General features: G+C 72.1%; 12 protein-coding genes. 5 read left to right on the top strand and 7 right to left on the bottom strand.

The genetic code is table 11. From position 1 onward, the window contains the following. Positions 1 to 45 precede the first annotated feature (45 nt). Together dnaJ and FOF48_RS20375 are read right to left on the bottom strand one after the other, a co-directional pair. Positions 46 to 1,167 (bottom strand): molecular chaperone DnaJ, encoded by a 1,122-nt coding sequence (dnaJ, locus tag FOF48_RS20380; RefSeq protein WP_143904131.1) that lies wholly within the window; start codon positions 1,165 to 1,167, stop codon positions 46 to 48. Positions 1,168 to 1,290: 123 nt separating this feature from the next. Beyond that, entirely contained in the window at positions 1,291 to 1,731 is a 441-nt protein-coding gene (locus FOF48_RS20375) for a hypothetical protein (protein WP_143904129.1), read from the bottom strand. 159 nt (positions 1,732 to 1,890) lie between these two features. On the opposite strand from FOF48_RS20375, the gene FOF48_RS20370 reads away from it, so the two are divergent. From FOF48_RS20370 to FOF48_RS20360, 3 genes are all read left to right on the top strand, one after another. Beyond that, positions 1,891 to 3,654 (top strand): ABC transporter ATP-binding protein, encoded by a 1,764-nt coding sequence (locus FOF48_RS20370; protein WP_143904127.1) that lies wholly within the window; start codon positions 1,891 to 1,893, stop codon positions 3,652 to 3,654. A gap of 202 nt (positions 3,655 to 3,856) precedes the next feature. After that, a complete protein-coding gene (locus FOF48_RS20365; RefSeq protein WP_143904125.1) occupies positions 3,857 to 4,252 on the top strand; it encodes a hypothetical protein in 396 nt (131 codons plus the stop codon). A gap of 80 nt (positions 4,253 to 4,332) precedes the next feature. Continuing rightward, positions 4,333 to 5,247 carry a hypothetical protein gene (locus FOF48_RS20360; RefSeq protein ID WP_143904123.1) on the top strand — a complete coding sequence of 305 codons (915 nt, stop codon included), beginning with the start codon at positions 4,333 to 4,335 and terminating at the stop codon, positions 5,245 to 5,247. Here FOF48_RS20360 and FOF48_RS20355 read toward each other — a convergent pair. Continuing rightward, positions 5,231 to 5,896 (bottom strand): hypothetical protein, encoded by a 666-nt coding sequence (locus FOF48_RS20355; RefSeq protein WP_235685638.1) that lies wholly within the window; start codon positions 5,894 to 5,896, stop codon positions 5,231 to 5,233. The two genes, FOF48_RS20360 and FOF48_RS20355, sit on opposite strands and share 17 nt — an antisense overlap. Before the next feature lie 209 nt (positions 5,897 to 6,105). Between FOF48_RS20355 and FOF48_RS20350 the strand changes: the two genes are divergently transcribed. Continuing rightward, positions 6,106 to 6,870 (top strand): hypothetical protein, encoded by a 765-nt coding sequence (locus FOF48_RS20350; protein WP_143904119.1) that lies wholly within the window; start codon positions 6,106 to 6,108, stop codon positions 6,868 to 6,870. Positions 6,871 to 6,872: 2 nt separating this feature from the next. Further along, entirely contained in the window at positions 6,873 to 7,427 is a 555-nt protein-coding gene (locus tag FOF48_RS20345; protein WP_186001986.1) for a hypothetical protein, read from the top strand. 2 nt (positions 7,428 to 7,429) lie between these two features. Here FOF48_RS20345 and FOF48_RS20340 read toward each other — a convergent pair whose 3' ends face one another. From FOF48_RS20340 to FOF48_RS20325, 4 genes are read right to left on the bottom strand one after another with little or no spacing between them, the layout of a single operon-like run. Next, positions 7,430 to 8,110, bottom strand: coding sequence for a hypothetical protein (locus tag FOF48_RS20340; protein ID WP_235685637.1), 681 nt, complete (start codon positions 8,108 to 8,110; stop codon positions 7,430 to 7,432). Next, positions 8,107 to 9,087 carry a hypothetical protein gene (locus FOF48_RS20335; protein ID WP_143904115.1) on the bottom strand — a complete coding sequence of 327 codons (981 nt, stop codon included), beginning with the start codon at positions 9,085 to 9,087 and terminating at the stop codon, positions 8,107 to 8,109. The genes FOF48_RS20340 and FOF48_RS20335 overlap by 4 nt, the downstream gene beginning before the upstream one ends. Before the next feature lie 3 nt (positions 9,088 to 9,090). Then, positions 9,091 to 10,629 (bottom strand): pilus assembly protein TadG-related protein, encoded by a 1,539-nt coding sequence (locus FOF48_RS20330; RefSeq protein WP_143904113.1) that lies wholly within the window; start codon positions 10,627 to 10,629, stop codon positions 9,091 to 9,093. Next, complete coding sequence (locus tag FOF48_RS20325) at positions 10,608 to 11,402, bottom strand: TadE/TadG family type IV pilus assembly protein (protein ID WP_143904111.1); 795 nt, start codon at positions 11,400 to 11,402, stop codon at positions 10,608 to 10,610. Before FOF48_RS20325 ends, FOF48_RS20330 begins: the two co-directional genes overlap by 22 nt. Positions 11,403 to 11,461: the final 59 nt, after the last annotated feature.

Below are 11,461 nucleotides of genomic sequence, written 5' to 3'. Positions count from 1 at the left end.
CCCGGGACCGCGCCCACGCGCGGCCCGGGACGCACGCCCGGCCAGCTAGCCGAAGAGTTCCTTCACCTTGTCGAAGAAGGACTTCGACTGGGGGTGGGTCTCCTCGCCGGAGACCTCCGCGAAGCGCTCCAGCAGCTCGCGCTGCTTCGACGACAGCTCCGTGGGCGTTTCGATGATGACGCGCACGTGCTGATCCCCGCGCTGCTGGCTGTGCAGATGCGGGATGCCCTTGCCGCGCAGGCGGAACACCTTGCCGGACTGGGTGCCCTGCGGGATGGTCATCTTCACCTTGCCGTCCAGCGTGGGCACGTCGATCTTCGCGCCCAGCGCCGCCTGCGTGAAGGACACCGGCACCTCGCAGAAGACCTCGTACTCCTCGCGCTGGAACAGCGGGTGCTCGCGCACGATGACCGTCACGTACAGGTCGCCCGCGGGCCCGCCCCGGTCCCCGGGCTCGCCCATGCCGGACAGCCGCACGCGCGTGCCGTTGTCCACGCCGCCCGGGATGGCGACCTCGATGACCTCTTCCGACGGAATCTTCCCGGAGCCCCGGCACTTGCCGCAGGGATCCGGGATGGTGGCGCCCGTGCCGCCGCAGTCGCCGCACGGCCGGGACACCGCGAAGAAGCCCTGCGAGTAGCGCAGCTCCCCGCTGCCGCCGCACGCCGCGCACTGCCGGGGCGCCGCGCCGCTCTTGCTGCCAGAGCCGGAGCAGGTGTCGCACTTCTTCGGACGCGGGATGGTCACCTTCGGGCGGCAGCCGAACGCCGCCTCCTCGAAGGAGATCTCCAGGTTGTAGCGCAGGTCCGCGCCGCGGCTGGTCTGCCGCCGCCCCCGGCCGCCGCCGCCCCCGAAGATGTCTCCGAAGATCTCCCCGAAGATGTCGTTGATGTTGACGCCCTGGAAGCCACCGCCCGCGTCCCCGAAGGGGTTGCCCGCGTGCCCGAAGCGGTCGTACTTCGTGCGCCGGTCCGGATCGCTCAGGACCTCATAGGCCTCCGAGGCTTCCTTGAACTTCTCCTCGGCCTCGTGGTTCCCGGGGTTGCGGTCCGGGTGGTACTGCAACGCGACCTTGCGGAACGCGCTCTTCAGGTCCTGCGCCGAGACAGTCTTCTGGACGCCCAGGACCTCGTAGTAGTCGCGCTTCTGCCCTGCGGCCCCTGCCATCGAATCGAACCCCTGGAATTTGCTGGCGTTTTCAAGCTGCGTTGAGAATCCGAGTCACTATAACGCAGCGAAACTCGCCAGCAATCCAGGCCCGGGTTCCCCCGGGTGAAGCCCGTGGGGGTGCTACACGGTCCAGACGCGGTTGACCGTCAGCTCCATGCGGGCGAGCCGGCGCTTGAGGGCCGGGTCCACGGGGCCGTTGACGCTCCACTTGGGGACCACGAAGTGCAGCTCCGCGTTGTAGAGCTTCGCGGCGCTCGCGAGCAGGCTCCAGCGGTTCTCCGCCGTCGGATCATCCACCATGCCCGGGGTGACGATCTCCAGGATGATGGGCGTGCGGGCGGAGTCGGACTGACGGCAGGTGAAGTCCGGGCGGTGGTCCTCGATGGTGCCGGAGAGCACGGGCGGCGGCATGAAACCAGGCAGCCGGGCCTTGATGTCCGAGTAACCGATGGTCCGGAAGTACTCGGCCATCAGCCAGAGCAGACGGCGGCGCTCTTCGTCCTCCACGACCGACTCACAGCCGGGATTGAACAGGACTTCTTTCTCGGAGTTGGTTTCCATGGCGCATCTCAAGCTGTCCGCATGTGTGGGATGCGGCAACGCAGGCAGGCACGAGCGCTCCCTGGCTGGCCGTGGGGCAGCCGGACATGCACGGCCGCGCCCCACGCCCCTTTCGCTTGGACGTCACCGTTGGCTCGGTGACAGAGTGCGCCCCCTCCCGTGGCCCCCCGTCCCTCCGCCCACGTCTACCGCCGGCTCCTCGCCTACCTGAGCCCGTACCGCCGGCTGCTCGCCGCGGGCACGCTGGCGTCGGTCGCCGCCGCGGCCGCCACCGCCGCGTACGCCTGGATTGTCGGACCGCTGCTGCGCGCCGTCCTCACGGGCGCCCCCGTCACGGTCGCGGGGATGACCCTGGCGCCAGAGCTGCTGCTGTCCCGGTTGCCCCTCCTGGTCGTCGCGGTGGCCATCGTGAAGGCCACCGCCCAGTTCCTCCAAGGCGGCCTGATGCAGCGCCTGGGCCAGCGGGTGATGGCGGACCTGAGGGGCTTTCTCTACGGCCGCCTGCTCGTCCAACCCCCGGCCTTCTTCGAGCAGCGCCACTCGGGGGAGCTGGTGGCCCGCTTCACCTCGGACGTACCGCTGGTGGAGTTCTCCGTCACCCAGGCGCTGTCATCGTACGTCCGGGATGGGTTGCAGATCTGCTCACTGCTGGCGACCTGCTTCCTCATCGACGCGAAACTCTTCCTCTTCACGTTCGTCGTCGTCCCCGTGACGGTGGTGCCCGTCAGCCGCTTCGCCCGCTCGCTCAAGAAGGTGGCGACCCGCTCGCAGGCGAACCTGGGCGCGCTCAGCGCCATCACCGCCGAGCAGCTCCAGAACCTCCCCGTGGTGCAGGCGTACGGCACGGTGCCGCGCGCGCTGGAGACGTTCGACGCGGAGGCGGAGGCGTACCTCCAGGAGATGCGCCGCTCGCTCTTCATCCGCGGCGCCTTCAGCCCCACGGTGGAGCTGTTGGGCATCGTGGGCGTGGCGGTGGCGGTGGCGTGGGGCGCGCGCGCCGTGTCCATGGACCCCTCGCTCGCCGGGCGGCTGCTGTCCTTCATGGCGGCGGCGCTGCTGCTCTACCAGCCGGTGAAGTCGCTGAGCGGCACGCTGTCCCAGGTGCTCACCGGCCTCGCGGCGGCGGAGCGCCTCTTCGCGCTCGCGGACGCGCCGGTGCCTCCGGACGTGGGCGCGGACGCCCCGCCGCTGTCGCGCGCCCTGGAGCTGTCCGGCGTGAGGGCCACCTACGCGGACGGCCGCGAGGCCCTGAAGGGCGTGGACCTGACCATCCCCGCGGGCGCGCGCGTGGCGCTGGTGGGGCCCTCCGGCGCGGGCAAGACGACGCTGTTCTCCGTGCTGCTGGGCTTCCTGTCGCCCAGCGGCGGCGAGGTGCGGTGGGACGGCCAGCCCCTGTCGTCGCTCAAGGCGTCCAGCGTGCGCGGCCAGGTGGCGTGGGTGCCCCAGGAGCCGGTGCTCTTCTCCGGCACCGTGCGCCACAACCTGCGCCTGGGCCAGCCGGACGCTCCGGACGACGCGCTGTGGGAAGCGCTGCGGCTGGCGCACGCGGAGGACTTCGTGCGGGCGCTGCCCGGCGGCCTGGATGAGCCCGTGGGCGAGCGCGGCGGCCGGCTCTCCGGCGGTCAGCGGCAGCGGCTGGCCCTGGCGCGCGCCTTCCTGTGCCGGCCGTCGCTGCTGCTCCTGGATGAGCCCACCAGCGCCCTGGACGCCACCAGCGAGGCGGCGGTGGGCGCGGGGCTCGCGGCCCTGATGAAGGGCCGCACGGTGCTGGTCATCGCGCACCGGCTCAGCACCGTGCGCGACGCGGACCTCATCGCCGTGGTGGAGGGAGGCCGGGTGGTGGAGTCCGGCACCCACGACCAGCTGCTCGCGCTGCGCGGCCGCTACGCCCGGCTCCTGGGCGAGGGCGCTGTCGCCGCCTGAAGCGCCGGCACCCGCGACCGGCTGCTCGCGCCGCGCGGCCGCTACGCCCGGCTCCTGGGCGAGGGCGCCGTCGCCGCCTGAAGCCGGCACCGCGGGGCCATGCCTCCGTCCGCGAGGATGCGAGAGCCTTGGAGCCCGTGCCCACCGGCCCCGGACCTGCTTGCGCGACCGGGCACGCCCTGCGAGCCTTCGGCCCAGGCCCATGCCTCCGACGCCGCCGCCCCGCGAACGAGAGCCGCTGTCCCTGAACGCGCTCCTGCTGGCGCCCGCCCTGCTCCTGGCCGCGGGCGCGTGCGTGGCGGTGGCCGCCCGGCACTTCGCGCTGGCCGCCGCCGCCACCGGCACCCTCGTCCTGGTCCCGCTCGTCTTCCGGCTGTGGACACGCCCCTGGTACCGCGGGCTCGTGCTGCGCGGCCTGGGCCTGTTCATCGCCGGCATGCACCTGCCCATGCTCACCGGCGGCGTGCTCGCCTACGGGCGCATCGGCTGTCAGGGCGCGGACTGTCACCAGCTGCTGCTCTGGGGCATCGTCCTCGCCCCCGTGGCCGGCGCCATCTGCACTGTCGTCTACTGGCTCGTGGGTCGTCCCCCCGTCTGAATTACCAGGAATAGCCAGAGACCCTATTCTTACTGGAAATGCTTGTTCCAGTCAGACCCCACGTCGCGCCCAGCTTGTTCGTGGCGCTGGCCGTTCCCGCCACGGCGTGCGTGCTGGCCGGCACGCTGCCGGTGCTCCTGGGCAGTCCCGCCAGCCTGTTGAGCGTGGTGGTCTCCGCGGGGCCGTTCGCGGTGCTGGTGGGACTGGCGCTGCTGGTGGAGGTGCCCCTGCTGACGGTGGCGGCGGGGACCACCCTGGTGGGCCGGACGGTGCCGCTGGCGGTGATGGTGGGCATGGCGACGGTGCCGTGGACGCTGGGCCTGCTGGGCACGGAGGTGCTGCTGGAGCGGATGCAGGCGGCGCTGCCGCTGGTGGCCGCGACCGACGCGGGCGTCGCGCTGACGGCGGGCATGGGCAAGGCGATGGCGCCCCGGCTGCTGGGAGCGTGGACGAGCGCGGTGCTGCTGGGGTCGCTGTCGGTGGCGCTGGGCATGGCGCACTTCAGCGCGGAGCGCCTGGGCCACGACGCGCGGCGAGGGCTGCTGCTGGGCAGCCTCGTCTCCGCGGCGCTCGCGGGCATGGCGGTGGTGGGCACGCTGGAGGCGCACCAATTGTTCACGCTGCTGTCGCGGCTGTCGCGGGCCCCGGGCACGCTGCGGCCGGACCTGATGGCGGAGGGCATGGCGCAGGCGGCGCGGCTGCGCACGGTGCGCTGGAGCTGCCTGGGCTGCCTGCTGGTGCTGGGCTTCACCTGGCTGATGACGTACCGCGCGCGCGAGGCCCGGCGCACGCACGCGCTGGAGTGGGTGGGCGGCCTGGTGCTCACCGTCGCGGTGGCCGTCCTGCTGGTGCTGGACGCGCACCCGCTGCACACCACGCTGGGCCCGGAGCGCATCACCACCGGGCGCAGGACCTCCGCCCCGGTGCCCACCGACGCGGACGTGACGCACCTGATGCGCGCGGACTCGCCCGCGCGCCTCAGCCTCCCCGCATGAGGACGACCAGCATCAGGATGGCCACCACGATGGCCACGCAGAAGACGCCCACCATCACCAGCCCCTCCGAGCGGCGTACCACCGGCGGCGGCACCTCGTTGGGCAGCGGCTGACCGTAGCGCAGCAGCACCGGCTCCGGCTCCGGCGCGGCCTCCGGCTCCGCGGCGGCCACGGGCTCCGGCGGCGTCACCGGCGTGAAGGTCACCGTCCGGGTGGTGACGGTGTCGCGCGTGGAGGACTCCCGCGACAGGAAGTCCGGCGCGGTGACGCTGGACATCTCCAGGCCCTCGCGCGCCAGCGCCAGCACCCGCTGCATGTGCAGGATGTAGCGGTCCTGCCCCTCGTAGGTGGCCAGCGCCTGCGCGGCGCGCACCAGCCGCTGGGGCACCAGCTCTGGATCCGCGTGGACCTCCGTGGCCACCGGCGGACGGCGCGACTCCCCCGCCTCCACGCGGCCCGTGCGCACGCCCTGGCCGCTGGCCCAGATGCAGTGCTCGTCCAGGAGCGTGAGCTCCTGCCGGCGCACGCGGCCGTCCTCGTCCACCAGCGACATCAGCTCCGCGCCCTGGGGCGACAGGTGCCAGACGGTGCGCAGGCCGTTCTCCCCCAGGGGCCCCTCCACCGCGCGCGCCCGGTAGAGTTCCTGCATCGCGGACTTCAAGGGGTCGGACGAGGGTTCCACGGCCATGAATGGCGCAGAGTAGGGGCGCCCCGTCCGAAACGGAAGCCAAGCCCGTCCCGGGGGCCGTCCGCTCCCCGGCCCGGCCCCCGCCCGCTGTCGTCCGTCCGGCGCACGCGCACCCGCGCGTGAATGGCCCGTGCGCGGACGCCCACCTTGTGCCTACCGTCGCCCCCACGATGAGCCGTTCCAAGAACCGAGCCCCCGACTTCGTCCGCCAGTTCGAGGGAGCCCAGACGCTCGACGGACTGCTGGAGCTGGCTGGCAGTCCCTGCGACACCCCCGAGGTCCTCGAGCGCATGCGCGAGGCGCGCGCGGAGGGCGCCGACGCCGGCGAGGTGATTCCCACGCTCTTCGAGGAGGAGCCCCGCTTCCAGGACCCGGAGCTGGCGCGCCGCCTGTACCAGAACCTGCTGGGCCTCTGGGACCTGGTGCTGGAGGGCAAGGCGGTGCGGCTGGAGGACGACGGCCCGCGCCCGCCGCGCCCGAAGAAGGAGCGGCTGCAGCCGCCCGCGCCCTTCCACCCCGGCGAGCCGTCCGGCGAATTCGTGGAGGCCGCCTGGCGTTACCTGGAGGACGACGACAAGGCGCGCACGCGGCTGATGCATGCGTACGAGAACCGGCAGGACAGCCTGCTGGGTGCGCTTGACGCCGCTGGCCTCACGGACGAAGGTTATGGGGTCGCCCGCCACCTGCTCTTCGAGCTGCACGCCATGCTGGAGCTGGGCTGGCCACCGGGGCTCACGGCCGCGGAGGCGAAGGCCCTGGACAGGGAACCGGACGCGCCGCCCGCGCCCGAAGCCCTCCAGGAATACGTGACGGAAGCGCTGTTCGAGGCGGAGCAGGATGAGGAGCACCCCCTCGCCCCCGAGGAGCTGGCGCAGGTGCGCACCCTCGTCCGGCGGGGACTGGCGGCGCTGTGGCGCGCCCGCAAGGGGAGATGAAGATGGCCCGAGACGACAACGACGGTGGCGGCTTCACCGGCAAGCGCAACAAGTCCTACCGCGAGCTGGACGCCCAGCGCGGCAAGAGCAAGTACCACTCGCGCCAGGATGACCCGGCGCAGCAGAAGCTGGAGCGCAGCGCCAGCTACCAGAAATACAAGACGGCCGCGGACGCCCTCTTCACCGGCGGCGAGCTGCCCGAAGGCCTGGCGAAGACGTTCGACCCCGAAGGCAAGCGCAAGGCCCAGAAGGCCGCCCTGCAGAAGGTGCAGGACTCGGAGACGCGCGCGGACTGGGTGAAGGGCGTGGTGGACTACCTGGAGAAGTACCCGGACATGCCCGAGGACGCGTACTTCCTGGACAGCCTGCTGGACCACCCGCGCGAGCGCATCGTGGACAAGGCGCTGGCGAAGCTGGAGGCGCTCCAGGAGGCCGGCACGCTCCAGAAGAAGCTGCCCAAGAGCCTGGACCAGCGCCTGAAGTCCATCGAGCTCACCGGCCTGGACCCCGACATGCAGGGCCGCGCGAAGACGCTGCGCGAGAAGCTGCGCGCCTGACCTCAGCGCGCGCGCTGCTGGTGGAGCAGCACCACGGACGTCTGCCCTGGTGACCCGGGCTGGTGCGTGAGCCGCAGCTCCGCGCCGGGCCGCGAATAGAGGCCGGGCTCGTCGCCGCGCTTCCACCCGGCCTTCGCCAGCGCGTCGTCGTAGAAGGCCTGCACCTGGGAGCCCGCGAGGGGCACCTGGAACGTGAGCGTGCGCGACCCCTCGGCGTTGACGCGCAGCACGCCGGTGGCCTGCGGCGGCAGCGGCGCGAAGTCCCCGTCGGCCTGGGGCGGGCGCGCCAGCGCGTGGTTGGCCTCCCCCAGGTACAGCTGGGTGGTGCCATCCACCTGCGGCATCAGGACCACCGTGTAGGTGATGCGGCGGCGTGGATCCAACGCGGTGAGCATGACCGCGTTGTTGGCGTACTGCGCCTGCTCCTTGCCGGGCGGCACGTAGAGGCCGCCGTCGCGGAACGCGTCCGCGAAGCGCTGGACCAGGACGCGCACGGGCTCCTTCACGTGCACCGCGCGCAGCGCCACGGGGATGCCGCCCGCCTCGACGAGGTTGCTCGACTCCACCTGCTCCAGCACCTGGAGCCGGGGCCACGCGAAGCGCGGCGCGTCCGGCACGCCCGCGTCCTGGGCGCCAGCGGACAGGGCCAGCAGCAGCGCCAGCACGCCTGCGGCCCACCTCAATGCGGCACGCCTCCCAGCCACTTGTTGCGCCGCGGGATGTCGTACTTGGGGGAGATGTTCTCCGCCTTGAAGGGCGTGGTCTCCCAGACGGACTGGTTGCCCGCGTGCGACGCGCCGATGTTCTCCTCGTAGTTGTCTTCCTTGCCGCGGAAGCTCATGAAGAACTGGTCCTCGTTCACGCCGCCCAGCGCGCCCACCCCCGCCATCAGCGCGCTGCCCGCGCCCCCGGCCGCGCCGTTCTCGCGGTACACGCGCTGCGCCCACTCGTAGTAGTCCGGGTTCGCGCACGTCGCGGCGCCGTTGATGTTGAGCCCGCAGGCACGCCCCTCCGCCACGCCGGCCAGCCCCCAGTCGTCCAGCAGCATGAAGAAGCGCCGCGTGCAGCGCCCGCCTGACGCGCGACCGGCGGCGCACACGCGGAACTGGTCGCTGGCCAGCCGGTGCGACACCTTGAAGAACTCCGGCTCCATGAAGTTGCCCAGGCGCTCCGCGCGCAGCGTGGTGGAGGCCGTGCAGGAGATGCCGTCGGACTGGATGTCCATGGCCTTGCGCAGCGCCTCCGAGCCTGGATCCGCGTCCTGCGGGCGCGTGCCCAGGATGGCCACGTCGCTGCCCGGAGGCCGCGTCGGTTCGCAGTCCACCTCCACGCGCGTGGCGCGCGCCAGGGCCAGCTGGAAGGTCATCGCGCCGCTGGTGCGGCCGGCCCGGCCGTCGAAGTCCTGGTAGCGCGCGGCGGCCTCCGAGGACGCCAGCGCCTCCGCGTTGGAGCGCTGGAAGACGCCGGTCTCCGGGTCGTGCATCACGTGCCCGGTGGCCTCCCACAGCGCGAAGTTGGCGGCCTCCTGCACCTTGAGGGTCAGCGCGGCCACTTCCGCGAAGTAGATGCCGAACATCAGGACGGTGACGAACACCAGCGACCCCAGTGCCGTCTCGACGAGCGCCTGTCCCCGGCGCGAAGCGGAAGTGCGCGAGGCCATGGGTCAGTACCTCCCGCCCGTGTGGCTGCCGCCGCGGTAGCCCGCGCCGTCCAGCTTGCGCAGCGCGTCCGCGTGCTCCGTGAAGCCCGCCTGGTCCAGGCTGCTCGCGGGCTTGTCGTCGCGGGCGCCCTCGGCGCTCACCAGCGTGGCGCGCCAGAAGGGGTTGAGGAAGTTGGGGGGCTCCTCCCAGCCGCCGCCCACCGCCGCGGGGCGGGGCCGGTGGTAGTAGGCGAGCCCCGCGGCCAGGGCCACCTGGTTGCGCTGCACGTCCTCGCGGCCCGTGGGCTGGATGCGGCCCAGGGGCGCGGAGTTGTCGAACTCCACGTCCTGGTTGGCGAACTTGAAGGTGAACAGCAGGTTCCAGGGATCCGGCCGCGCGCGGCGCGAGGGGCTGGCGTAGTCGCGCAGGAGCACCGCGTACAGCTTGGGCTGGCCGTAGTCATTCTCGTCGGCGTTGCCCTGCAGGAGCCCCGCGTTGAAGCCAATCGAGTAGGGCCAGATGCCGGGGCACACGTTGCAGGCGCCCAGCGTGTGGCGCTCATCCACGGTGGTGTTGTCCTCCGCGCCCTGGCCCGGCGGCGGCTTGCCCGCGCCGTACACGTGCTGGTCCTGCGTGGACTGCAGCTCGTCGGACATCACCCAGGCGTCGGACGCGGCGCCCGGATAGGTGTTGCCGTCCGGGCAGATGACGGGCGTGGCCCGGCCGTGGTCGTGCGCCCACGAGTTGCGGCCGGAGATGGTCTGGTAGGTGGAGGAGTCCATCGAGGACGCGCTGGCGTAGCGCCGGAAGCCGGGGTTGTTCGCCGCGGCGCCCGAACCGAAGCCCGCGCTGCCGCTCCCCCGGTTGTGCACCCACGTCCACCCCAGGCTGCCCATGGTGGCGTTCAGCGTGACGGTGCCATGGCCTCCGGCGAGCGCCACCGCGCCGGAGCTGGACGGCACCCCGCCGGTGCGCTCCTGCTCCATGTACTGCTCGTAGCTGGTGCCCGCGGACGAACCGCCGGACACCTCCGACAGCGACTTGCCTGAGCCTTCCGGAGGCGCGTCGAGCTCCGGGTTGATCTGCCGGGCGATGAGCTTCGTGAGCCCCTGCCCCGCAAGGTGGGTCCCCACCAGCCGGTTGTACATGACCAGCTCCGCCCGGAACATGTCGCCCGCGCGGCCCTGCAGCTGCTGCACCTGCGTGGCCGCGGCCTGGTCCAGGCCAGACCAGGCCGTGGAGGGCAGGGGGCACGGGGACGCCTGCCGGGCGGCGTACTGCTGGCTGCCGTAGCTGATCATCGACTGGGTGCCCGCCATCGCCACCATGTGGGCGATCTGCGCGCGGTTCATCACCGCGATGGCGTTGAACGTGCGCGCCGTGGACACCGCCTGGCTGTACGCCGCCGCGTCCGCCGCCATCTGGATTTCGACGCGCTCCTTGGCGCGCATGCCGAAGCCCAGCGTCATCAACACCATCAACGTCAGGAGCAGGAGCGACAGCGAGAACAGCACCAGCGCCTGTCCACGTCCGCCATGCCTCAGAAGCCGTGCAGGCTGCATCCGGCACCTCCCTGGAAGTTCTCCGCCCGCACCGGGGTCATCATCCGCATGGTCGCGTGCACCTGGATGGGGAACAGGTAGTGCCCCTGCGCGCTCCAGCGCACCATCCGGTCGCCCAGGTCCCCGCCGGGCCAGTCATCCGGCCCCAGCTCCACGTCGGTGTCCGCCCACCAGTCCGACTCCTTCTGCGCCGGGCTGAGCGGGTTGTCCGCCGTGTAGTTCTTCAGGTGGAACTGGGCCAGGAACATCCGGCTCATCACCCAGTCCGCGAACGGGACGCGCATGTAGTACCAGGCCACCATGCGGATCTCGAGCGTGTGCCGCCGCAGCTCCGCGGCGTTGTCCGTGGGCACGTCGAACATCAGGTCCTCTTCGCCCAGCCCCCGCACCCACGCCACGTCCGGCGACTCCCGGACGATCTCCACCATGGGCCCTTCCGTGAACAGCGTGCCCCGCGAGCCGCGCACGCGCAGGTAGTTGCGCCGGCGCGGCTCGAACGCGTTCGCCAGCTGCGCGGGCGTCCGGGTGTGCTCCACCGTGGGCAGCATCGTCACCATCGCCGCGTGCGTCATCGCCTCGCAGCTGCCGTGATTCAGGCTGCCCGCGCGCACCGCGCGGTACACCGCCACCTGCGCCAGGATGCGGCCCTGCAACAGCATGAAGAGCTGCAGCGTGCCCAGCACCATGAACACCACCAACGGCATGCACAGCGCCGCCTCGACAGCGGCCTGACCGGACTCGAGCTGCCGACGTGGGGGGCGGGGGAAGGCCATGGGGGGGCAGGGTGCCTTCCTCCTAGATTCTCGGTGATTGGGGAATCGGTCAAATGGCC

The sequence above is a fragment of the Corallococcus sp. Z5C101001 genome, from assembly GCF_007352635.1.
Taxonomy (GTDB): domain Bacteria; phylum Myxococcota; class Myxococcia; order Myxococcales; family Myxococcaceae; genus Corallococcus; species Corallococcus silvisoli.
This window is presented reverse-complemented; position numbering and strand designations above follow the sequence as displayed.

Excerpts from the sequence above, each read along its gene's own strand:
- FOF48_RS20330 (WP_143904113.1), bottom strand. The coding sequence starts at position 10,629 with ATGCAGCCTGCACGGCTTCTGAGGCATGGCGGACGTGGACAGGCGCTG.
- FOF48_RS20350 (WP_143904119.1), top strand. The coding sequence starts at position 6,106 with ATGAGCCGTTCCAAGAACCGAGCCCCCGACTTCGTCCGCCAGTTCGAG.
- FOF48_RS20375 (WP_143904129.1), bottom strand. The coding sequence starts at position 1,731 with ATGGAAACCAACTCCGAGAAAGAAGTCCTGTTCAATCCCGGCTGTGAG.
- FOF48_RS20325 (WP_143904111.1), bottom strand. The coding sequence starts at position 11,402 with ATGGCCTTCCCCCGCCCCCCACGTCGGCAGCTCGAGTCCGGTCAGGCC.
- FOF48_RS20355 (WP_235685638.1), bottom strand. The coding sequence starts at position 5,896 with ATGCAGGAACTCTACCGGGCGCGCGCGGTGGAGGGGCCCCTGGGGGAG.
- FOF48_RS20365 (WP_143904125.1), top strand. The coding sequence starts at position 3,857 with ATGCCTCCGACGCCGCCGCCCCGCGAACGAGAGCCGCTGTCCCTGAAC.
- dnaJ (WP_143904131.1), bottom strand. The coding sequence starts at position 1,167 with ATGGCAGGGGCCGCAGGGCAGAAGCGCGACTACTACGAGGTCCTGGGC.
- FOF48_RS20345 (WP_186001986.1), top strand. The coding sequence starts at position 6,873 with ATGGCCCGAGACGACAACGACGGTGGCGGCTTCACCGGCAAGCGCAAC.
- FOF48_RS20335 (WP_143904115.1), bottom strand. The coding sequence starts at position 9,087 with ATGGCCTCGCGCACTTCCGCTTCGCGCCGGGGACAGGCGCTCGTCGAG.